18 protein-coding genes and 1 pseudogene are annotated in these 21,604 nt (G+C 57.5%); 3 read left to right on the forward strand and 16 right to left on the reverse strand.

Translation table 11 applies throughout. The features are described 5' to 3' along the window. Positions 1–30: 30 nt before the first annotated feature. On the forward strand, positions 31–852 hold the full coding sequence (locus AC3WL2_RS04495; protein ID WP_102681990.1) for an MrpH family fimbial adhesin: 822 nt from the start codon (positions 31–33) through the stop codon (positions 850–852). Positions 853–865: 13 nt separating this feature from the next. Here the strand turns inward: AC3WL2_RS04495 and AC3WL2_RS04500 are convergent, their stop codons facing one another. Both AC3WL2_RS04500 and AC3WL2_RS04505 read right to left on the reverse strand, forming a co-directional pair. Further along, positions 866–1,729 (reverse strand): methyl-accepting chemotaxis protein, encoded by an 864-nt coding sequence (locus tag AC3WL2_RS04500; protein WP_408980285.1) that lies wholly within the window; start codon positions 1,727–1,729, stop codon positions 866–868. Continuing rightward, positions 1,727–2,473, reverse strand: a pseudogene (locus AC3WL2_RS04505) (HAMP domain-containing protein); the annotation flags it as partial. The pseudogene AC3WL2_RS04505 and the gene AC3WL2_RS04500, both read right to left, overlap by 3 nt. A 289-nt stretch (positions 2,474–2,762) precedes the next feature. On the opposite strand from AC3WL2_RS04505, the gene AC3WL2_RS04510 reads away from it, so the two are divergent. Continuing rightward, positions 2,763–3,500, forward strand: coding sequence for a PA3715 family protein (locus AC3WL2_RS04510; protein ID WP_102681988.1), 738 nt, complete (start codon positions 2,763–2,765; stop codon positions 3,498–3,500). A gap of 274 nt (positions 3,501–3,774) precedes the next feature. Here the strand turns inward: AC3WL2_RS04510 and AC3WL2_RS04515 are convergent, their stop codons facing one another. The 11 genes from AC3WL2_RS04515 to AC3WL2_RS04565 form a co-directional block, all read right to left on the reverse strand. After that, complete coding sequence (locus tag AC3WL2_RS04515; protein WP_102703501.1) at positions 3,775–5,112, reverse strand: hypothetical protein; 1,338 nt, start codon at positions 5,110–5,112, stop codon at positions 3,775–3,777. 213 nt (positions 5,113–5,325) lie between these two features. Further along, the gene (locus AC3WL2_RS04520; RefSeq protein ID WP_173862414.1) at positions 5,326–9,084 is read right to left on the reverse strand and encodes a hypothetical protein; all 3,759 of its coding nucleotides are present in this window, start codon (positions 9,082–9,084) and stop codon (positions 5,326–5,328) included. 264 nt (positions 9,085–9,348) lie between these two features. Beyond that, complete coding sequence (locus AC3WL2_RS04525) at positions 9,349–9,990, reverse strand: DUF3223 domain-containing protein (protein ID WP_102681986.1); 642 nt, start codon at positions 9,988–9,990, stop codon at positions 9,349–9,351. A 115-nt stretch (positions 9,991–10,105) separates the two neighbouring features. Further along, the gene (locus tag AC3WL2_RS04530; RefSeq protein WP_102681985.1) at positions 10,106–11,464 is read right to left on the reverse strand and encodes an SNIPE associated domain-containing protein; all 1,359 of its coding nucleotides are present in this window, start codon (positions 11,462–11,464) and stop codon (positions 10,106–10,108) included. A 377-nt stretch (positions 11,465–11,841) separates the two neighbouring features. Continuing rightward, on the reverse strand, positions 11,842–12,411 hold the full coding sequence (locus tag AC3WL2_RS04535) for a DUF3077 domain-containing protein (RefSeq protein WP_102719661.1): 570 nt from the start codon (positions 12,409–12,411) through the stop codon (positions 11,842–11,844). A gap of 364 nt (positions 12,412–12,775) precedes the next feature. Next, positions 12,776–13,327, reverse strand: a complete 552-nt coding sequence (locus AC3WL2_RS04540) for a YdeI/OmpD-associated family protein (protein WP_102681984.1) — start codon at positions 13,325–13,327, stop codon at positions 12,776–12,778. A 22-nt stretch (positions 13,328–13,349) separates the two neighbouring features. After that, positions 13,350–14,483 carry a pyridoxal-phosphate-dependent aminotransferase family protein gene (locus AC3WL2_RS04545; protein WP_102681983.1) on the reverse strand — a complete coding sequence of 378 codons (1,134 nt, stop codon included), beginning with the start codon at positions 14,481–14,483 and terminating at the stop codon, positions 13,350–13,352. Between the two features lie 72 nt (positions 14,484–14,555). Continuing rightward, positions 14,556–16,079, reverse strand: coding sequence for a histidine ammonia-lyase (gene hutH / locus AC3WL2_RS04550; protein WP_102681982.1), 1,524 nt, complete (start codon positions 16,077–16,079; stop codon positions 14,556–14,558). A 12-nt stretch (positions 16,080–16,091) separates the two neighbouring features. Continuing rightward, positions 16,092–16,925: a quaternary amine ABC transporter ATP-binding protein gene (locus AC3WL2_RS04555; protein ID WP_102681981.1), complete on the reverse strand. Its 834-nt coding sequence runs from the start codon at positions 16,923–16,925 to the stop codon at positions 16,092–16,094. Next, on the reverse strand, positions 16,922–17,773 hold the full coding sequence (locus AC3WL2_RS04560; protein ID WP_102681980.1) for an ABC transporter permease: 852 nt from the start codon (positions 17,771–17,773) through the stop codon (positions 16,922–16,924). The genes AC3WL2_RS04555 and AC3WL2_RS04560 overlap by 4 nt, the downstream gene beginning before the upstream one ends. Before the next feature lie 76 nt (positions 17,774–17,849). Then, complete coding sequence (locus tag AC3WL2_RS04565) at positions 17,850–18,818, reverse strand: ABC transporter substrate-binding protein (RefSeq protein WP_102681979.1); 969 nt, start codon at positions 18,816–18,818, stop codon at positions 17,850–17,852. Between the two features lie 102 nt (positions 18,819–18,920). Between AC3WL2_RS04565 and AC3WL2_RS04570 the strand changes: the two genes are divergently transcribed. Beyond that, positions 18,921–19,856, forward strand: a complete 936-nt coding sequence (locus AC3WL2_RS04570; protein ID WP_102681978.1) for a LysR family transcriptional regulator — start codon at positions 18,921–18,923, stop codon at positions 19,854–19,856. A 24-nt stretch (positions 19,857–19,880) separates the two neighbouring features. On the opposite strand, the gene AC3WL2_RS04575 is transcribed toward AC3WL2_RS04570, so the two are convergent. The 3 genes from AC3WL2_RS04575 to AC3WL2_RS04585 form a co-directional block, all read right to left on the reverse strand. Beyond that, a complete protein-coding gene (locus AC3WL2_RS04575; protein ID WP_146022585.1) occupies positions 19,881–20,201 on the reverse strand; it encodes a hypothetical protein in 321 nt (106 codons plus the stop codon). Positions 20,202–20,305: 104 nt separating this feature from the next. Continuing rightward, a complete protein-coding gene (locus AC3WL2_RS04580; protein WP_102682061.1) occupies positions 20,306–20,551 on the reverse strand; it encodes a DUF3630 family protein in 246 nt (81 codons plus the stop codon). Between the two features lie 267 nt (positions 20,552–20,818). Continuing rightward, on the reverse strand, positions 20,819–21,568 hold the full coding sequence (locus AC3WL2_RS04585; RefSeq protein ID WP_102681977.1) for a hypothetical protein: 750 nt from the start codon (positions 21,566–21,568) through the stop codon (positions 20,819–20,821). Between the last annotated feature and the right edge of the window lie 36 nt (positions 21,569–21,604).

The following is a 21,604-nucleotide window of genomic DNA, read 5'->3' on the forward strand; positions in this document are numbered from 1 at the left end:
GTACGTCCAATGTGCCAGGCAAAGATTGTGATGAGCAAGTCGACAAGGTACTCCCGCTTCGCCCTGGCCATCATCGTCGCGACGGTGATCGGCAGGGCGCAGGCGGTCACCATCGTTTCGGATGAAAGCCGCATCGAACCGGGGGGAACCCGTTACTATTTCACGGTCACCGACTGGAACAGCGGGGGCGGAGCGTACTGCACCGATCTCAGGGCGGTCAGTTGTAACCTGAGCATCCATGGTGTTCACGGAGCAGGCAACTACATGAGGATGATCTCCAGTGGAAACTACTGGAGGTTGACCCCCTCGACCTCGATGAGCAGCATCTACAGCCAGTTGAGCACGCAGGGCTTCAGGATCCCTTTCCATGGATCGGTACTCGTCCCCAAGACCACGACCATCGATGACCGGTTCTGCATCTCGTTCACCGAAGGTTATTCGTACGAAGGCACTGGTGGCTTCGTGCTTCCTGTAGGCCCCTGTACCAAAGTCAAGAAGCCTGTGGTGCAGTGCCAAATCAATGGTTCTCCGCTCATTGATCACGGCACTGTGAAAGACACAGAGGTCAATGGCCACGAAGCGACGACACAACTGCAGCTGGCTTGTACCAATGTATCCAGCGTCACTGTCACGTTGAGCAGGGATGGCTCGAAGGGTGTGCGCCTGAGGTCCGACAACAGCCTTTACTCGCAGCTCACCATGAATGGTTTGGACGCCTCGGCAGGCCTGCCTGTTGCGGTGGAAGAGGGCAGTCCTGCGCCGCTCCTGATGAAGTCAAGACTGGTTGGCAGCGGCTTGGTCACTCCGGGAGAATTTTCCGGCTCCGCGGTAATGACCGTTTCCATGCCCTGAACCACGGTACCCTTCACACCCGAAAGCGCGACACACTGGCCTGCATGCCCTGGGCAATCTCGCCCAGCCGCTGCGCCGCCGAGGCCAACTGCCGCGTGGTGTCGGTGCTGTCCCGCGACATGCGGGCGATCAGCTCGACCTGCTGGGCGACATCCTGGCTGGCCCGGGTCTGCTCACCGATGGTCTGCGAGATTTCTTCGACCACCGACGCGGCGCGGCGGGCGCCTTCACGAATCTGCTGGATCGACGCCCCGGCCTGAGTGGCCAGCTCCACGCCGGCGCGCACCCGGGTGACACCGGTCTGCATGCTGTCGACGGCGTTGCCCGTGCTTTGCCGGATACGTTCGATCATGCCGGTGATCTCCCGGGTCGACTGCGCCGTGCGCCCGGCCAGGCCCCGCACTTCGTCGGCGACCACGGCAAACCCGCGCCCGGCCTCGCCGGCACGGGCGGCTTCGATGGCCGCGTTCAAGGCCAGCAGGTTGGTCTGCTCGGCGATGGTGTTGATCACCTGGATGATCGAGTGGATCTCTTCCGAGCTTTGCCCCAGCACGGTGATGGTTTCAGAGGAACGGTTGACCGCTTCGTCGATCCCCTGCATGCCGCCAACCACGTTGAGGATGACCTCGCCGCCGTCGCTGGCCAGGCGCTCGGACTGCCCGGAGATGGCCTGCGCATCGCGGGCGTGGTCGGCGATCCGCGCCAGGCTGGCGATCATCTGCTCGGTGGCCGAGGCCATGCTCACGGCGCTGTCGGACTGCTGGCTGGTACGCTGCACCAGGCTACTGGAGGCCTGGCCCAGCTCGTCGGCCACTTCGAGCAGCAGCAGGTTCTCTTCATGGATGGCCTTGATCATGTTGCCCAGGCTGTCACGCATGTCCGCCAGCGAACGCAACAGATGCCCGGTTTCATCACGGTCGTGGACCTCGATCGCGGTGGTGAGGTCGCCCTGGGCGATACGCTCGGCAACCGCCATGGTCTGGCTCAATGGCCGCAGGATCGAGCGCAGCAGCAGGAAGGTGCACAGCACCAACGCCAGGGTCGCCAGGATCATCCCGGCCACCAGCACGCTGATGCCCTGATGCAGGGTGGCGGTGCTCTGCTCGCGGCTCTGCTCGGCATTGCCGGCGATCAGGTCGCTGAGGGTGCTGTTGCGCTGCTCCAGCTCCTTGAAGGCGGCGACGAAGGCCGGCAGCTGCGCCTGGGCCTGTTCAGGCGACTGCAATGCCAACTGAATGATCGAGGTGGCGCTGGCGATGTAGTGGTCGAGGAGGGGGCCCAGGTCGTTGATGGCCTGGTGCAGGTCAGTGTCCAGAGGCAGTTCCAGGTTGCTTTGCACGACGCTGCGGAACCACTTGGCGTGCTCGTCGAGGTCGGCCAGCACCTGGTTGGCGGTGTCGGTATCGCCCGGCTTGACCAGCAGGGCGGCCAGCACATCGGCGCGCAGCGCATCGTGCATCATGTCGCCTTCCATATGATTGCGCAGGGCCGCCATGCTGGCCTCGCTACGTTGCAACGCCTGGTTCTGGTCATGCTCGGCGAGCAGGCCGCTACCGCCGAGCAACAGGGCGGCGAGGATGCTGACCAGACCGAACCCGATGGTTTTCTGGCGAATGTCCATTTTCGAACAGGCTCCGTGGGGTGGGTTTGGTGAGCATAGATGGTTGGAGGTATTTCGCTGGCCGGAACAGGTCTGTGGAGGAGGGTAGGCAGTAGGCTCATGTCACGGCTTCAGAATTTCCTGGTTTATGCATATAACTCAACTAAATGTTTATTTAGTTGAGTTATACTTTATGGTTATTAAAAGCTGAGTAGGGCGCAGGGACGTGTTGCAGGAATCTATTAAGCGTGTGAAGTTTTCGCCCAACTCGCTTACCTTGGCAAAAACATCAAAGGAATGAGACACCTTCATGCGTCGATTCGCCGTGTTACCGCTGTTGCTTGCCCCCATGATCGCCTGGGGCGATTGCACGCAGCACCTGCAAACCTGGGCCCAGGACCTGCATCCAACCTTGGAGCTCGCCACCGAGTTTGTGGTCTGCAAGGTCAATCCCGCAGACGCCAGTCAGGTGCTGGCAGTCTTGCCTTTGATGGTGAACGTCGATGAATACGGGCAAGGCGATTACGGCCTGGATGTGCTGGTGGCCGATGCCGCCAGCGGCAAGGTCATAGCCCACAGTTACCAGGAGGCTGCGATCGCTTCCGACGCGGTGCGGTTTTCAGGCCTGACGCTGGACACCGCACGTTACCAGGTCGCGCCCGGACTGCGGGCATTTGGCGTGCGCATCAGTCATACAGGCTCGTCACGGGTCAATCCGTTCGGCAGCGAAACCCTGAATCTCTACGTAACCGACGGTTCGCAGTTGCGGCAGATCATGGGGCAGTTGGTTGTAAGCGAGAGCAATGGCGAATGGGACGGTGTCTGCGCCGGTGAATTCGGCGAGACGAAGCGGACCCTGGCGATTGGCAAACCTGGCAAGGATGGATTCAGCCGATTGCGGGTTACCGAGGTTTCGACTGGCAGGCAGGCCGTTCTCAAGGGCGAGGATGACTGTGAAGAAATGGAGGTCAAGTCGAGGACGAAGACGTTCAGCCTGGATTATGACGGCGGTCGGTATGGAGTACCGAAGGAATTGACGTACCAGTGAGCTGGACTGGTAATGGGGCTTTGATGGAGGCTGAAATCTGGCCTCCCTCTGGGCATGGTGCTCAATACGAACTTACGCATAATGTATATTATGTTAAATTGCGTATTATGGGAGGTGATCTTCTGAGTCGATCACCTGGGGTTTGTGCCTGCCATCACGCTCGATGCACCAATCGCGTTTTTGAGTAGATCCCCCTCCAACACCCTCAAGCCCTTGTATTCCGGGGCCTCAAGCACACCAGATGTCAGGCAACTTCTTTTGACGCTCATACCGATCAGCTTGGTTGATTCTGAGTGATCAGTTCTACCCCGTTATCCAATAGCTCCCGCAGAAAGCTATCTCTGGGTTGTGTAGCCTGGCTCGCGTAGTGAACGACCGCCGCCGCTATTGCAGCCGCCAAGCGTCGTGCTTCAACACGCTTGAACGTTGAGATTTTTTCCATGCTCTCGCGTCCATGGATGAACGCGCTCCGCAAATCGAACAGCTCGGTATAAAGGCCGCCAGCTGAAGCATCGTCCAGGATCGATGCCACTCGTGCACCCACTCGCCTGGTGGCCCACCATCCTGGATGGTGAAGACTCCGGGCCTTACGATCGTGATCAGCCTGAAGCCCCAGAGCAGCCTCAATCGTCGTCATATGAGCCATGAACTCATCAATGCCGTCGGATAGAAATGCCCTCACCAAAAAATGCATGATCGGTGGTTTCAACAGATCGGATTTGAGGGCAGTTTGGAAACTGTTCCATCGCGCCTGACAAAACTGAGCCATCTCACGCTCCGCAGAAGCTGTCAGTGGGAACTCGATAGGACGCTCTGTTTCAACACAATCTCCATATTCATTCGTGTAGATATGCGGCTCCCATGCAAGGGTATTTGCGTCAGGAGGCGGCGCGGGCGGGACGAACAAGTCATCGTTCCGGATGTAAATCCAAGGCACCCGGAAGCCACGCCAATCTACCTCGTTCATAGTTGACCATCGTTCCCAAGGAGCTAGCAGTAGGAAAAACAAAGCTGTCTCAACCGCTTGGGGAAAGCGGCCTTCGTGAGGGTCAATCGCGCCATTGTCCCTATCCATGAACCCGAAAAAATCCGGTAATGCTCGTCTCCCGGCACTTTCCGCGACAGGCCGGTTTTCCTTGACCACTAGCCAGTGAAATTGCGACAGCCGCGCAACGTCGAGCGAGCGATCTGGATAGTGCCTAGCGAGCCTTGGCAGATCGAAAAGCGCTTCGAGATCCGCTTCACTGAATCTATCAAGCTTGATCGGGCCGAATTCGAGGGATGGCAAGTCCTCTGCGTAATCAAGCGGACAGATGTATGTATAGCATGCGTGTGTTTGCCTGAAGGCTTTATCCATTGCCTTTGCAGATGCTGCCACATCACCAACGCATCCCTGCGCTCCCTGACCCTGAAAGCACGGAGCTCCAAGTGATCTCAATGCATGATTCAGAGCGAAAGTGCGCCCGAGATTACGATTTCCTCCCTCGTACACATCAGCGCAAACCTGCTCAAGTTGCTTGAATTCCGTTTGCGAGAAAACTCCATTTTGAGCGCTGCTTATGCTCCAAAGCTTACTCATGGCCTTAACAAGCCGGGGGTCAACCACTGCCATCTCAGTCCTCCATTGACGTCGAATTAGATGTTATCCCTGACCTCTTCAACAGATTCAAGCCACTCTTGTGTACAGCGCACATCAGCACGGTTGCCAGTACAACCGCATGGTCCAGCGGATGGCCCGCTACAATACGCAGCCGCAGGTCCTGAGCGCCCTCCTCTGCAGCCGCTGATCAGGAAACCCGCCGGGCCTACTCAAGCTCGAGCTCAATCAAAACCTCAAAGCGCGTTGCTGGGCGTCAGTATCAGAGCGCTCCGCGTCACAATCCCAAGATTGGGCAATCTGCTCAAGCATCGCCCTCGTTCGAACAGATCCCGCAGAGGCCTCAGCCCACTCCCGTGTTTGCTTAGCCAATGCGCGCTCCTGGTCGCCCCCTTCGCCTATCGCCTTACCAAATACTCCCCTCATATTGAAGCGCTCGATGCTGATCCCACGCTCGACCTGGGTGGACGCCAAGGTTTCAATCACATTCCGTACAGCTTGATGAGGCCAGGCACCATCTTTTGTGCTCAGAGGGGAGTGAGCCAGAACCTGCCCGATCAGTTGATCCGTAATCTCTGTGCGATCCTTCTCCCTAGACAACCTCTGAACCTCGAGACACCACTCAAGCAATGCCGTCTCGTCAACCGCCTCCGCCGACTGGCCTGGGAGCGTCTTTAAGCTCTTGAGTAAGCGGTAGGCATTCGAGGCGTAATTTTTTTCTTGCTCGGAAATCTCCCTTGGCTCTTCACTCTTACCCCTAAACACCTTGCAAAGCATTTCCACAAAGAAGCTTGGTTGCTCGAGAAGAAGTCGGTGTAGGACCTTTGGGTCATTTCGAAGAACAGGGAAATAGGCAAACTCCAGAGCAGCCACCTCAGCTACAGAGATGTCCACGCGGGCAGATAAATTCAAGATAGCTTTTTCGACTTCATAAGAGTCCAAGCCGGCCTGAGCATGCCCCTTAGAATTCTGCTCAGTGATGCTGTCCTTGAGCAGCGAAACAAGTTCGGTGGTAGGGACGTCAGAGAGACGCCGCGAGGCTGCAGTCAGAGCTGCGGCCGGCCTGCTTGCACATTTGTATTTTTCTATCGCAAACAATAGATCTCGAACGCTACCTTCTATCTGATAAGCGGGTTTCTGCGCCCAGTAGAGTTCTTCAACATCTCCTCCGAACGATGCAACATACGACCAGGCTCGTGCGCTCTCTGGCAGCGACTCGAGTATCGACGCTAAACGAGGCGAGCCCAAGGCAGAGTTTTGAGCAGAGGATCGGCCAGCTGCTTCCCAAGGTTGTCCCAGACGGTTAAAGCCATCAGCCAACACCGCTCCGGCAATAAGTTCAAGCTCAGCTATAGAGCTTTTGACGATCTTTTCGAATAGCTCCACGAGGTCGTCGTAAGGTAACTCCAGCCCTCGGCAGGCATAGCCAACAAGTCGCGGAATTTTGACGCGCCCCATCAGCTCAAGGAGCCCTTGCACGCCATGCGCCTCTCGAATAACTCGCAAAGCATTCTGGCGAATATCGTCAACTAGTTTAATTGAATCGACATCCTCATCTGCTTGTCCCTCCACAGGTGGCATCCAATCATCGAAAAGCCAGCTGTGGTGCTCAAACAACGTAGTGGGCGCGTACCTGTCCACCAAGCTTGCAAGTCGTCCCAGTCGCTCCTCGGGGATAGCCCATTCGAAACCAGAGAACTTCTGATGACGTTTCACCTCCCGATTCAGATTTTTCCAGATCTGTGTACGGGGCTCCTCTGGTGCGGAGTTCAGAGCGCTGTCAAGACCGATCACGACTGCGTCAAAAGCAGAATTTTGAAGAACCTGAAGCGAGTCAACAATAGATTTCCAACGTTCATCACGATGGCCCGCCACTATGATCGCGAGCTCGACAATCTTGCTTTCGCTTTCCCATACCAAGCCGTAAGTCAGGATTTCGCCACCGCCTTCATCATACTCTCGGAATTTTGGCTTTGCAGTGGCGGAACTGTTGTCGCAAGATCGTGGAAGAAGTGCTTCAAGCAAGGGCCAGGCGATCGTGGGTACGTCTTTCACGACTGCCTGCAAAACAGCTAGCCGCCGCTCTGTGTTGACTCCAGCGCTGGGTATCCATGAGAGGAAAATAGCTCGCAGACTGTTAATCGGCCGGTTACTCATCTTCCCGCCAGGATCAATGGCAGCAAGCTCCGCTAGGCAATGCACTGCACGATCAAATGTTCCAGGAATCCAAGCCAGCACCTCCAGAGCCCACAGTAGGCCGCAGTGATAGGTAATGGGGGTTAACATCCCTGGATATTCGTCGAAGATTGGCCGGATGGAAGGCGATGCGCCCTCAAGCTGACGCTCAAGGGCCTCGAGAAAAGAATTGGGGGATGCTTCCGCAAGCAACGCTAAATCCTGACCCAAACTCGCCATCAGCCGATGGTCAGATGACAGTTCCGGCAATGAGCGGACGAGGTCATCAACGAAGGTCTTGGGGCTTCCGCCGAGAACTGTGAATTTAGCCGGAACGTGGAGCACCGCCATGTGCAGTAAGGTGGTCATCAGACCATTTCGCAGGTGCTCGCTGTGGGTCGTATCACGCTGAGCATGACGCACGAACGGCTCATCTGGACTTGGTGGTTTATGCGACCGCACTGCTGCGGCAAAAACGGTGGTAATCGCATCCTTGAAAAGCTGAAGGTGCTTGCGGCCGACATAAGGAGCGAGGTAAAGGAACGCATCCACCGGAGCTCTTGTGGCCCACAAATTGCCCACGTTCTCGATAGGTGAATCTGGCATGACCAGGTATTTGCGAAGCTCATCTTCCGCATCCTCATAGTCTTGCTGACTGAGCGACGAAATAATGGACTGATCTTCCGCGGCATCAGATGCCCACGCGCCGGCAAGCATGACCGGAATGAGTGCTTTTGTGTCATCGAGCCATTTAGGCTTGACTGCAGTGCCACTGGGGTACTGCCTAGCTAACACTGCCAAACTTCGTCCGCATGTCCGTGCCGCTTCGTACCCTTGATCCTCGGTCATCCCCATCTTCGTGATTGCGATACCGAGCTCTCTGCTGGACGGACGGCGTAGTTCGATGTGCCCATGTGTCTTGTCATCGGCGCCGGCGCTCACCACGGTTGGTCCTCGCAACAGCATTTGCCCCACACACTCACAGGCGGTATTTCTAGGTAAGTAAATGAGACCTGATTTGCTCAAGAGAGCGTTTGCGGCATCTGCCGTATCAACAATCAGCGCGCGAGACTCTAGGTACTGCCGCACCGGTTCCGGTGCGCTGCGAATGGCAGCCACTGTGAAAGCGATCACCTCATCGGTGGTATCGGCAGAATATGCCAGTCGCCCGCCCTCTTGTCTTAGCTTCTGCAGAAGCTCCTCCGCCTGCTTTTCACGACCAGCTAATAAGACGTCTTCAACAAGCGCTGGCTTAAAACGGGTCGAGAAAGACTGCCAAAACTCCTCTGTACTGAGCATTCCGGCCGGTGGAGTGATTTCAAGCTCAAACTTGGCCCAGCGGGAAGCAACGGCCGGGCATTTCGAGAGCCAATCTTCCAGCAGGGTACTCTCCAGATAGATGACGCCCTTCCAATCTCCGCTCGCATTTTTTCCTGCTAGCCAATCCTCAACTTTCTCGCTCGTGTCGTTCCATGTCCGTGGCGTAACCAATACCAAGGTAGTATCTGCCCGCTCATCCGCACTCACCTCAGCGGTACGCTTGTCATAGTCGGTGTTCGCCTTCGTCTTCCCGACCCCACTGGTGCCAAACTCCCAGATCGAACGTCCGTCAGGAACAAAAGGTGAGATAGAGTCCGCGTCCAGGTATCCGTCGTATCCACGCACCTGGCCCTTGTCACCTTGAGGAAATCTGATTCTTCTAATTTTTGGCGAGGTCGCCCAGATCAAGTCTGCTACTAGACCAGGTATCTGGACGCGAGATTGCAGTGTGTCAGCCCATTGCTCCAACTGAAGAGCCGTAATCCATTTCAACGCCAGTCTCCTTTCAGTGCTGTTGCAGGTTACCGAATCACCACGGCCCTGCGGCAAAAGGCCACTCTACTCCTTCGGCCAATGCCATTACCACACACCGGCGGCCTGAGTGAACATCAAGTGCGAGTTCGGGACCGGCAGGTCAATGCCGGGATTGCAAACGGCTCAACTACACTTCCACAGGGCTGCGGGTGCTTGCATGGCGGCGAGAGTCTAGGGGGTTGGCGTGGAGTGGGACGGTCTGCTGGATGACGGTTAGGCCTTTCAACATTGGAGCTCGCCACCCTTCGAAAGATTAGCTTGCCTGCTGGTCGGCTGGAGCTGGGCACAGCGTAGGTGGAAATCCACAAAAGCTTCGCGTATCTCAGTGTCTGCCAGCGTAAGAGTCATACCGTTGCCGACTACCCTTAAACTGGTTAGGTCTACTTGGTACTCGACAAAGAACTGATCCAATAGGCGCCAGAAGGCGACCTTATGGTCGATGTGCAGATCGTTTGGATGGGCTATTGATGCCCCCGAGATTGCACAGTTGACGGGCCATACGAGACTTGCTCGGAAGTCGTCCAGCTGTGGTCTTACCGCGAAACGAAGTGCCTCACAAACCTTTCCATAGTGGGATTGGGTTACACCAGTTATGCAGCGCTTGTAAGAGAAGCTGTCAGTGGTGCCGTCAAAACGCACTAGACGTAAGCCTCGGCCTGCTAGTAGGTTTCTTTTTAAGCAGAAATGATCAACGCCCACGCCGACCTTCCGGTGTGCATCTGGATGCAGAGCCAGCAACAAACGCAATTTTTGCTCGGCAATCGGATGGGTTATCCGCCCAACATCGGCAGTTCGAATGAAATGCTTTAGTCGTGCCAAGAGCTCTTGTTTCGAGCTGTATTCAAACGGACCTAGCCAGTACATCCTTGTACTCCCTGCATTGTGGTAAAGGTCATCCTAAATGATATTTGTGTCGCCGCTGGGTGCTACTTTTTTTGCCCATAATCTCTTTCAGGAAGCCCTTTGACTGATACTGGGATTAGCTTTGGGCAGCGAAGCGCTCTGATTGCTGGATTGCCGGTTTGGGCAATGCCATGCGAAGGCTTTCACGGTACTGCTCTGCAGGCGCTTCATGGGTTACCTCGACAACAGCATCATAATTTTCCCGGATGACCCTCTCGATTTCTGCAATTTCAGCTCGGAAGAACTCTTTCCGCCCGTTGACCTTGTTAAGCCGGCCAGATGCGAAATGCTCGTGGAGTTTTGCTTCCAATGCTGGAGCGTTGTTCGAGAAAACCATTGCATGCACGTCGAACCAGAACGGTACTGAGGCGTCACCCAGCTCATCAACTCGATCCATCGGCTCTAGGCGGCGAGTCATGCCGATCTTGTAAATTCCTTCCCCGAATGCCCCCAGGTTAGAGATCACATACACATACCCAGCTTTGGCATTCTGCTCACGGTAATCAATGAGCTTTTCTTCGCTTTCAAGCTCGGCTCGACCTGCCTCAACTTCAGCCAGCTTCACCAGCAGCGCTGAGCGCTCATCATCAGATTGCACTTGCTCAAGGCGAGCCTGAAGGTCACGCATTGCGGTCGTGAAGTGTTTTCGCTCCTTGGCAATTTTCTCCCGGGCCGCGCGAATTTCCTGCTCGAGCTTTTGCTGCTCTCGCAACTCTTCACGAGCGCGTTTAGCCTCTTCCTTTTCTTCTTGTTTCTTGATTTGGAATTCATGAGCAAGGTGCAGCTCATCGAGTTTGAGATCGAGATAAATTCCAGATATCTCTACGCTCATGATCTTGCCTAGTCGATTGCAAGCCTCAAAGGATTTGAGGATTCGCTTTTCACCTAGCTCGACATTGTCAAATTTCACGTTAGACACGCAGGCATCGGCTTCGTTGTTGAATGAACGAATCACCAATTTGATCATATCGTTTACGAGCTTACGACCTTGGGTCTGGCTGTTGTTCACCGTCCAGTTCGTGTTGCCGGTGGCTGCCTGCCCATTCTTGATCAGGACTTTTTGACGATCACGAATATGATCCAATCGAGCCTTGTACTCCTGACTGGTTGTCAGCTTGAACTTAGGCTCATAGAGGGCAAAGCTTTCGAGGAGCAACGTCTCTTCCCATACGAGTATCTGCCCCTGCAGATCAGTGGAGCGCTGTGCAAGTGCAGCCAACTCCCTCTCTGAACGCTGGGTTTCCTCGCGTACAACTGCCAGCCTCGCTTGCTCTTGTTCAATCAGCTTCTGGATATCCACTACATCCATGGCGCCAATTTTCGTGACGAGCTCTTGCAGTTGCGAATGCTGTACCAGAACCTCCGCAAGCTGTGCTTCTAGAGCTTCAGCACGCTGTCGGTGAGCCGGGCCTTTCAGATAGTCACTAAACGACATGGGTTCCTTCCTCGTTTTGAGTCGAATGCATAGACTGAAGAAGCACGAGGTAGGTATCGCAACGCCCTACAACGAAAGCCCAAATTGCACTGGCTCGATGCACCTCTTCTCTGCTGAGAATGAGCGTAACCGGAGTGAAATCATAAAGCCATCACGAAGTCATCGTTGTCCGATGCTTCACTGCCTGGGGAAAAAGCTATACACACTCACACTGCGAACGGACCGGGCGCCGTGAGCGGGGCATGTCTGCTCGAGTGCGGCGCGGTCGGTGCAGGAGCCGGCTTGCCGGCGATGGGCCGCAAAGCGGCCCTGAGGTCTAACAGGCTGACGCCAGCCAGAGCGACCATCGCATTCCTACTCAGCCCTCCGCCCCACCATCAACCCATGGTTACATCTTGGGCCAGCGCCTTGGCCATCCCACTGAGGTAATGCACCGCCGTCAACAACGTCGGCAGATGATCCGTTTCCGCCATGGCCAGATCACTGATCTTGTGCACTGCACACATCAGCACGGTTGCCTGTTCAACCGCATGGTCCATCGAATGGCCAGCAACAACACGGAACAGCGGGTCTTGACCACCCTCCTCTCCAGCCTCGCCGAAATGCCCGACGCCAGTGGTGGCGAGCTTCCTGATGCTTGGGGTTTGCAATTCCTTATCCATACCATTCCTCCTGCGGCCCCGCGAACTGCACGGGGCCTGATCGGTGAACATCAAGTGCTCGTGCACGCGGCTCAACGCCACTTCCACCAAGGTGCGGGCGCTGTCGATTTCATGCATGGCGGCGAGGGTCAGGACCTGGCCTGGGGGCTTGGCGTGCAGCAGGACGGTTTGCTGACTGACGGTCAGCGCGCAGACAAGGTATTCAGAGATCTGGACCAGAAGGTCTTCGAGAGTGTGGGTGGTGTATTTGTCGTGTAGCGGTGGATCGGAGACGATCTTTAACATGATAAAGCTCCGATATCTGACTGGAGCTACCACATCTCTGCTGTCAAACAAATGGGTGGCAGCGGTACGTGGGTTGACAGACCGAGGATATCGGAACTCGGCGCACCGAAGTGCCCCACGCACAGCCGCCATAGAGCGTTGCGCATGATCCGTATATCAGGGGACGGTCTGTCAAAACCGTGTCGTCGAATTTGCGGCGACGTGGCGAGACTAGATGGCTGATAGGACTGCTGCAATGACTGGAAGGCGGTGGGAGTATGTTTTGGAAACGGACTACAGAGAAGAGGGAAAATCCGATTCACAGCACATATAAGGCATCAAAGGGCTGGTTGTGCCCCTGGATGTTCCCTAGCTGCACCACAGGTCAATTTTCCCCCTCAGGCGCCCGAAATGCTTTGCTGTAGTAACCAGACGAGTCGAAACAGCAAACCGCCTTCTTACCGGTCGCAAGCATCTCGCAGGCATCCCCAATGCGCTTTTCACGTGTCTTGAGTTGCTTCGCTGAAGTAATCCAGTGGATCCAGTCCACCCGCGCGAGGGTCGTCGTAGAGTTCCAAACCTTTTGAGCCTCAGGTGTGGCTGCCAGGGCTTTCTCGAAATCCGCTGGGATATCGGGTTCGGGCTCCTTCTTCACAGGGGCTAGTTCGAGGGTGACGATATCTCCAACAGCCACACCCGCCGCATCGAGTAACTCGCTACTGACCTTCAACCAATGGCTCAACTGCCCATCGGGTTCAAGGGTTGCCCGGAAACGATGCCCATTGATCGTGCCGTCAACGGACGTCCTTCCCCGCCTAGGAAGCCGCTCACTCGCGTCCCTTGGAAGCACCACGAACGCCCACAACCTGCCATCACCGGGCTTTGCCGGACGAAGAAGCTTGGCTTCGAATCGCGACCGCGCATCCTCTGCTGTCATGGCAGGTTCTCCAACCGTGCGCTCAGTTAACCATCACCTCGTCCAGCGCCTGCTCAAGGGTGCTGACCGTGCGCTCGAGATTGTGCAGCTTTTCGAGCCCGAACAGGCCGATGCGGAAGGTCTGGAAGTCGGCCGGCTCGTCGCATTGCAACGGCACGCCGGCGGCAATCTGCAGGCCGTGGCTGGCAAACTTCTTACCGCTCTTGATATCGGCATCATCGGTATAGCTCACCACCACGCCAGGGGCCTGATAGCCCGCTGCGGCCACGCTCTTGATACCTTTGCGGGTCATCATTGCGCGCACCCTATCACCCAGGGCCTGTTGTTCGTCGCAGACCTTGTCGAAACCGTAGGCCTGCGTCTCTTTCATCACTTCGTTGAATCGCGCCAGGGCATCGCTGGGCATGGTCGCATGGTAGGCGTGGCCGCCCTGCTCATAGGCCTGCATGATCTGCAGCCACTTCTTCAAGTCGCAGGCGAAGCTGGTGCTTTGGGTCGATTCGATGCGCTCGAGGGCCAACGCGCTGAGCATCACCAGGGCGCAGCAAGGTGAGGCGCTCCAGCCTTTCTGCGGTGCGCTGATCAGCAGGTCGACCGCGCATTTGTGCATATCAACCCAAATCGCGCCAGAGGCGATACAGTCCAGCACGAACAGGCCACCCACCGCATGCACGGCGTCGCCCACGGCCCGCAGGTACTCATCGGGCAGGATGATCCCTGATGAGGTTTCAACGTGGGGGGCGAAGACAATCTGCGGTTTCTGCGACTCAATGGCCGCCAACACTTCTTCCAGAGGGGCCGGGGCGTAGGCCGCCTGGCGCCCCGTTTCAACCGGCCGGGCTTTGAGCACCGTTGTGGCCGCCGGGATATTGCCCATCTCAAGGATCTGGCTCCAGCGATAACTGAACCAGCCGTTGCGTAGCACCAGGCATTGCTGGCCGGTGGCAAACTGCCGGGCTACCGCTTCCATGCCGAACGTGCCACTGCCCGGGACCACCGCAACCGCCTGGGCGTTGTAGACCTGTTTCAGGGTGGTTGAAATGTTCTTCATCACACCCTGAAACGACTGGGACATGTGGTTGAGCGAGCGGTCCGTGTAGACCACCGAATACTCGACCAGCCCCTCGGGATCGATACCGGGATAAATCTTCGACATGGTGTGGCTCCTTTGGCAGAGATGTCCTTGGCATCGACCCTGCCCTAAGCCATTGCAAATGACAAGCATCGCTCACAGCAGTTCGGGGAAGGCCACGCCAAGCAGGCCGGGATCTTTGAGGATCGATGCACTGCTGGCGATATCCGGTGCCAGCCAACGGTCCTGGGCATAGGCCGGGACCTGCTCGCGCAACAACCGCCAGGCAATGCTGGTACCGGCGCCAAAGCGCTGCTCCTTGAGGAACTCGAAGGCCTGGGCCGCCAACAGGTACTCGATGGCGAGGATCTGCGTGCAGTTCTCCAGGGCGCGGTGCAGCTTCAGCCCGGCATTGGTGCCCATGCTCAGGTGATCCTCCTGCAAGCCGGAGGTGACGTAGTTGTCGATGACGGCCGGTTGAGCCAGCTGACGGTTTTCGGCACACAGTGAAGCGGCCACATACTGGACGATCATCATCCCCGAGTTCACACCCGGTTGGCTGACCAGGAAGGCCGGCAAACCGCTGACCAACGGGTTGATCAGGCGATCGAGACGACGCTCGGCAATCGCCCCGATCTCGGCCACCGCGATGGCCAGCAGGTCGGCCGCCATGGCCACGGACTGGCCGTGCGGGTTGGCTTGGGAAACCACCCGATACGACTCGGGTGTACCCAGCAACATCGGGTTGTCGGTGGTGGAGTTGAGTTCGGTCTCGATCTGCCGCGCCGCGTGTTCCAGTTGATCGCGCGCGGCGCCATGCACCTGGGGGATCGAGCGAATGCTCAAGGCGTCCTGGGTGCGGATGCCATGGCTACTGGCAATGATTTCGCTGCCCTCGAGCAGGCGCCGCAAGTTCCTGCCCACGCGCTGCATGCCAGGGTGCGGTTTCATCGCGATGATTTCAGGGTCGAAGGCATCGAGTTGGCCGCGCAGGGCCTCGAAGCTCATGGCGCCGATAACATCCGCCCATTGGCTCAGCCGAGTGGCATCGTCCAAAGACAGGCAGCTAAGGCCGGTCATGCAAGGGGTACCGTTGACCAGGCACAGACCATCCTTGGCACCCAGTTTGATCGGCGCCAGGCCGACCTCGGCCAAGGCTTGCTGCGCCGGCACGATCTGGCCGCGATAGCTGACCTGGCCGACACCCAGCAAGCTGATGCTGATATGGGCCATGTGGGTCAGATACCCCACCGACCCCTGTTTCGGCACCTGCGGGGTGATGTGCTGATTGAGCAAGGTCAGCAGCGCCTCGACCACCTTGCGCTGAAGGCCGGAACGGCCCTGGCAGAAGTTGATGATCGCCGCGCACATGATCGCCCGGGTCTGCTCGTCCGACAGCGCGGTACCCACGCCGCAGGCATGGCTGAGCAAGGTGTTGTGCGACAGCTGGCTGAGTTGTTCGTCCTGCAACGAGACATTGCACAAGGCGCCAAGCCCGGTGTTGACGCCATAGGCGCGGTCACCGCTGGAAACGATGCGCTGGACGATCGCCTGGGCGTTCTCGATCCGCGCCCAGGCCGCTGGGTCCAGCTCAAGCTTCGCGCCATGCCGGGCCACAGCCACCACGTCCTGCCAGCGAACGGGCGTGTCGGTGATGATGATCTTTTCGGCAAACGACATACACGCGGTTCCTTATAGCGAAGCTACGCGACGCTGCACGAAACGATCGACGTATTCGTCCGCAGGCTGGTAGAGGATTTCTTTCGGCGTGCCTACCTGGATCAGGCGGCCGTCCTTGAGAATGGCAATGCGGTTGCCGATGCGCACCGCTTCGTCCAGGTCGTGGGTGATGAAAACGATGGTCTTGTGCAGGGTCTTTTGCAGTTCCAGCAACTGGTCCTGCATTTCGGCGCGGATCAGCGGGTCGAGCGCACTGAAGGCTTCGTCCATCAGGATGATGTCGGTGTCGGCAGCCAACGCACGCGCCAGGCCCACACGTTGGCGCATGCCGCCCGACAACTGGTGCGGGTACGATTTTTCGTAACCCTTCAGGCCCACGGTGTTGATCCAGTGCAGGGCACGCTCCGCGCACAGGGCTTTGCTCTCGCCGCGTACTTTCAGGCCGTAGGCGACGTTGTCCAGCACGGTGCGGTGCGGTAACAGGCCGAAGCTCTGGAACACCATGCTGATCTTGCGCCGGCGGAATTCGCGCAGGGCCTGCATGTCGTACTGCAGAATGTCCTCGCCATCGACCAGGATCTGCCCGCTGGTGGGGTCGATCAGGCGGTTGAAGTGACGCACCAGGGTCGACTTGCCCGAGCCCGACAACCCCATGATCACGAAGATCTCGCCGCTGCCGATGGACAACGACAGATCGTTTACCCCCACCACACAACCGGTTTCGGCCAGGACCTGCTCTTTGCTTCTGCTCTGGCGGATCAGTTTCAGGGCATCTTCGGCACGCGCACCGAAGATCTTGAAGACGTTTTTGACTTCGATCTTGTTCATCGTCTGCTTGGCGCTCATTTGCCCACCCCATGCCGTGGCCGGCCATAGGCCTGGGTAATGCGGTCGATCACAACCGCCAGAATCACAATGGCCAGGCCTGCTTCGAGGCCGCGACCCACGTTCAGGGTCTGGATGCCGACCAGGACGTCTTCACCCAGGCCACGGGCACCGATCATCGAGGCGATGACCACCATCGACAGGGCCATCATGGTGGTCTGGTTGATACCGGCCATGATGCTCGGCAACGCCAGTGGCAACTGCACGCCGAACAGTTGTTGCAGGCGATTGGCACCGAACGCATTGATCGCCTCCATGACCTCGCCGTCCACCTGGCGAATGCCCAGGTCGGTCAGGCGAATCAGCGGCGGCGCGGCATAGATGACGGTGGCAAAGATCGCCGGCACCTTGCCCAGGCCGAACAGCATCAGTACCGGGATCAGGTACACGAAGCTGGGCATAGTCTGCATAACGTCGAGCAGCGGCATCAACACCGCCCGCAGGCGATCATTGCGCGCCGACAGGATACCCAGCGGAATGCCGACCAGGACCGAGATCAGCGTGGCCACCAGCATCAGCGCCAGGGTCTGCATCAGCTTGTCCCAGAGCCCTACCGCACCAACCAGGAACAGCAAGCCGACGATTACCACAGTGGGTACGATTCTGCGGGTGGCGTGCCAAGCAATACCGCCGACGATGGCCAGCATCAGCCACCAGGGTGTTGCGCGCAGTAAACCTTCGAGATTGACGATGGCCCACAGCAGGGTGTCGGAAATGTGCCGGAACACGTCACCGTAGTTGGTGACCAGCGCATCGACCCAACCATTGACCCAGTCGGCAATGGAAAACGTGAAGTTCTTGGGAAACATGGAGTTCTCTCGAGCAAGTGCGTGAAGCGGGCTGCTGTGTGGCATGCCCGGCAGGCGCCGGACTGGCCCACACCCTTCAGAGTGCCGCGTCTACCTTTTTGGCTGCGTCTTCGCTGACCCAGCTGTGCCAGATTTCGGGGTGCTCCTTGAGGAACGCCTTCGCCAGTTCCGCCGACTCGATGCGGTCCCTGGTCATACGCGCCAGATTCTGGTTCAGCAGATCGATCGGCAGGTTGACCTTTTCCAGCACCGCCACCAGTTCCGGTGCCTGCTCGTGGAAGGTCTTCGACACGCCCACCTTGATGGTCACGGATTTATCCACGCCTGGCTTTTCGTCCAGCTTGACCAGGTCGGCCTGGCCCATCAGCGGGGTTGGCGACCAGTAGTAGAAGAGGATCGGCTCGCCACGCTTGTAGCTCGAGAGCACGGCGGCATCCAGTGCCGGGCCGGTGCCCGGGCGGAAGTTGGTGTAGGTGTTTTCCAGGCCATAGCTCTTGAGCATCTGGCTGTTGTCCAGCTCGCAGGTCCAGCCGGCCGGGCAGTTGTAGAAGCGCCCCTTGTCCGGTTCTTCCGGGTCCTTGAATACCTGGGCGTATTGCCCCAGGTCGGCAATGCTCTTGAGGTTCGGTGCCTTGGCTTCGAGTTTGCGCTTGGCATCGCCTTCGATCACATAACGCGGCACATACCAGCCTTCGACCGCGCCAACCACCGGCGAGCCGACACCGACGACCTTGCCGGCGGCCTGCGCCTTGTTCCAGACCTCGCTGCGCCCTACCCACTCCTCGGCGAACACCTGGATATCGTTGCTGCTCAGGGCGTTCTCCATGGAGATGGAGTTACCCGGCAGGCTGTCGGTGTCACAGCCATAGCCATTTTTCAGCACGAACTGCATCACCTCGGTGAGCAGCATCCCGCTTTCCCAGTTCAAACCGGCGAACTTCACCGGCTTGCCAGACTCGCACCAACCGGCGGCCTGGCTGGCGCCAGCGCACGCCAGGAGCCCTAGAGAAAGTGTCGTGGTCAGCAGAGCCTTTGTAATTGTCATTGTGACGCTCCCAAACAAGATGATCACTGCGCAGGAGAAATATTTCACAACGATAAAAAAGGATAAAATAATAAGTCCTGATGCATCACCACGGAAAAAACTATGAAGTTCACACTGCGGCAGCTTCGCTACGCGCTCGCAGCGGCCAAGCACGGAAACCTGACCACTGCCGCCATGGAGCTTCATGTTTCACAGCCTTCCATCTCGGCGGCCATCACCGAACTGGAGGAAGTGCTGGGGCAATCCATCTTCATACGCCAGCGTGGCCTCGGCATATCGCTGACCCCCTTCGGTCGTACCGTCATGGTGCAAGCGCGTCGCGTGTTGGCAGAGGCCCAGACCTTTGCCGAGATCAATGCCAATGCAGGCGAGTGTGTCGGGGAACTGGTGGTGGGCTGTTTTGAAGATCTGGCGCCCTATTGCCTGCCGCAGATCGTGCGACGGATGCAGCAGTCGTGCCCACGGGTCACGGTCGATATGCGCGATGGCAGCTTCGATTATGTGGGCAAGCGACTCAGTGAGGGCGCGATAGAACTGGCCATCACCTATGACCTGGGTTTACCGCCGAACACTCAATGCACCCAGCTGTGTCAGCTGACCGCCCAGGTGCTGCTGTCGGCCGATCACCCGTTGGCCAAGGCGCCGCGCGTCAGTCTCAAAGCGCTGGCCGAATACACCCTGGTCGTCACCGATCAGGTCCACAGTTGGCAGCATGTGTTGGATCTGTTCAGCTTTTACGACATTTCACCCGCTGTTGTGCACCGTGTGCGCACCTTTGAGTTGCAGCGCAGCCTCGTCGCCAATGGCTTTGGCGTGGCGCTGATTTATACCCGGCCATTTGGTGACCATAGCTACGATGGCCAAGCGCTGGTGTGTCGGCCGACTCAGGAGAAACTGCCAACCCATAGCATCGTACTGGCGCATGATCAGCGCTACCCGCTGACGCCTTCGGCCGAGGCGTTCAAGGAGCTGGCGGTGGCATGGTTCGCCGAGCGACCGTCGTTTGCATCCGAAGCCGTTAGCAAGCACGGTAATTGACCGAAAGCGGCCATGAGGCCAGCCTCATGACGTTCGACAGGTAAGCCTACGAGCCTTGTGGCGTCGAGACTGCGACAGCGTCCGATCTTCAGCGCTGTGAGTCAAAAGCGTGGTCAACTCGGGATCCATAGGAAACCCATCCTCCAACCATTTGAGCGCTAACCCGGCCCAATAGTCGGAATGTGACATCAGCGCTGTAACGACCAGCGGCTGCAATGTTATGTCGGCAGGCAGTATGTATTTTTCTCCGAGGGCTTTTAACGCGCGGGGCAATTGTTGCGCTGCTTGTTCTAATGGTTTTTCCAGCAGAGGCAGTAACCATACGTAGGTGAATGCCTCTTTCATCCTCTCTCCAAGAATACTGATGGCTGTGCTTTGTATGACATAGGTTGCGTTGACCGACTTCTGCCTGCCGTCACCTGCGCTATCCGGTTACGTGGAATTGCGTGCTACTTAACCAACGCACGTACTCGTTGAGCCATCTCATTGGCATGATCAGGTACAGATATTGAAATGCCCAGATAGTGCTCAAGATGCAGGGTAAGCGCCTGCTCGCCTACCATCAGATCCCAGTAGCGCTGATCCAGGCCGTCGAATTTTTCCTTCCAGTAACCGCCCAGCCCTTGCTCAAGCTGCTGAGCCACGTTCTCGAAAAATTCCCAATCTGCGTGCTCTGATATTTCTATGATCGCCATGCGCCACCTCACCAAGCGAATGCAGATTTTCGTGGTTCTTGCGATCGGCAGCAATAGGGCGTAAGCGGACGGTCTCGAAAGGCCGCAATGGATCGAAGTCCGCCAGGTGGTGTACCTCTCCCCCTTTGGGCTGTTTTGCAGCCCTTCGCGGTTGACCCGCTCCCGCAGGTACTGCGCCAACTCCAGAAAGTGCGTGGCCCAAGGAGAGCCGGCTTGGCTTGTCGAGGCGCAAGACAGCTTGCGCCCCGAGTAAACCTTCGGTGCTGTTCAAGGAACTGGATAGAAGCCTCTGCATTCACGTCCTAATGGGCCGTCTGCAAAGGTGTTGCCGCTGCAACAGTCCAAGCCGTCGCGCCCCACGTAGGTACCCGCCCTACACGCTGCAGGCAGCAGCTTCCTCCAGGTTTTAGTCCCTGCGTCGTTTCTGCCCGTGCCATTCAGCTCGTAGGTGCAGTCATGCTTGCGCTTCTCTGCATTCGGCACCTGTTGGTTATAGGCTGCTTCCCCGAGCTGGAGACATTTCTTGAACTTCGGGAGATCCAGTTCGCGTGCAGCCTTTGCCTCTGCAATGATTGCGCTGCATTTGGGGTCGCCAGGTGTAGCGAGGCAGTTGATTCGCCCACTCAATGCCTTGGCTCTCTCCCTCAAACTTACGCACTCCTTTGCCAACAGCGGCTGCGCCGGTGTGCTGGCACACGCTTGCTGATAGAACGCCGGGGTGAAGTCGAACGTATCAGGGTGCGGGCCACTCCCCCGATACATGACGTTCAAGCACTGCTTTTCGCCGGACTCGAAGCAGATGCGACACGCTTCTCCCTTCACACACTTGCTGTACTTCGTCCCTTCCTTGTGAGCGAACGCTGTTCCATTCATGGCGTTGGAGAAGACGACATGTGCGTCGCAGTTGGCGGGACAAGAAACCCCATCGTCGTAGATCGTGATTTTCTTGACCTCTGCCTGGCTGGCCGGTACCGCCGCTGTGAGGAACAGCATTGAGAACAGGAGTCGGATAAGCATGTGACCCTCCGTGGAACGTGCATGAACCGCTGCTCT

It is taken from the genome of Pseudomonas sp. FW305-96 (assembly GCF_058783825.1).

What these genes read in the sequence shown, in the direction of transcription:
- AC3WL2_RS04510 (WP_102681988.1), top strand. Translation starts at nt 2,763, where the DNA reads ATGCGTCGATTCGCCGTGTTACCGCTGTTGCTTGCCCCCATGATCGCC.
- AC3WL2_RS04515 (WP_102703501.1), bottom strand. Translation starts at nt 5,112, where the DNA reads ATGGCAGTGGTTGACCCCCGGCTTGTTAAGGCCATGAGTAAGCTTTGG.
- AC3WL2_RS04555 (WP_102681981.1), bottom strand. Translation starts at nt 16,925, where the DNA reads ATGAGCGCCAAGCAGACGATGAACAAGATCGAAGTCAAAAACGTCTTC.
- AC3WL2_RS04525 (WP_102681986.1), bottom strand. Translation starts at nt 9,990, where the DNA reads ATGTACTGGCTAGGTCCGTTTGAATACAGCTCGAAACAAGAGCTCTTG.
- AC3WL2_RS04535 (WP_102719661.1), bottom strand. Translation starts at nt 12,411, where the DNA reads ATGTTAAAGATCGTCTCCGATCCACCGCTACACGACAAATACACCACC.
- AC3WL2_RS04585 (WP_102681977.1), bottom strand. Translation starts at nt 21,568, where the DNA reads ATGCTTATCCGACTCCTGTTCTCAATGCTGTTCCTCACAGCGGCGGTA.
- AC3WL2_RS04530 (WP_102681985.1), bottom strand. Translation starts at nt 11,464, where the DNA reads ATGTCGTTTAGTGACTATCTGAAAGGCCCGGCTCACCGACAGCGTGCT.
- AC3WL2_RS04570 (WP_102681978.1), top strand. Translation starts at nt 18,921, where the DNA reads ATGAAGTTCACACTGCGGCAGCTTCGCTACGCGCTCGCAGCGGCCAAG.
- AC3WL2_RS04540 (WP_102681984.1), bottom strand. Translation starts at nt 13,327, where the DNA reads ATGACAGCAGAGGATGCGCGGTCGCGATTCGAAGCCAAGCTTCTTCGT.
- AC3WL2_RS04495 (WP_102681990.1), top strand. Translation starts at nt 31, where the DNA reads ATGAGCAAGTCGACAAGGTACTCCCGCTTCGCCCTGGCCATCATCGTC.
- AC3WL2_RS04500 (WP_408980285.1), bottom strand. Translation starts at nt 1,729, where the DNA reads ATGCGTGACAGCCTGGGCAACATGATCAAGGCCATCCATGAAGAGAAC.
- AC3WL2_RS04545 (WP_102681983.1), bottom strand. Translation starts at nt 14,483, where the DNA reads ATGTCGAAGATTTATCCCGGTATCGATCCCGAGGGGCTGGTCGAGTAT.
- AC3WL2_RS04565 (WP_102681979.1), bottom strand. Translation starts at nt 18,818, where the DNA reads ATGACAATTACAAAGGCTCTGCTGACCACGACACTTTCTCTAGGGCTC.
- AC3WL2_RS04560 (WP_102681980.1), bottom strand. Translation starts at nt 17,773, where the DNA reads ATGTTTCCCAAGAACTTCACGTTTTCCATTGCCGACTGGGTCAATGGT.
- hutH (WP_102681982.1), bottom strand. Translation starts at nt 16,079, where the DNA reads ATGTCGTTTGCCGAAAAGATCATCATCACCGACACGCCCGTTCGCTGG.
- AC3WL2_RS04575 (WP_146022585.1), bottom strand. Translation starts at nt 20,201, where the DNA reads ATGAAAGAGGCATTCACCTACGTATGGTTACTGCCTCTGCTGGAAAAA.
- AC3WL2_RS04580 (WP_102682061.1), bottom strand. Translation starts at nt 20,551, where the DNA reads ATGGCGATCATAGAAATATCAGAGCACGCAGATTGGGAATTTTTCGAG.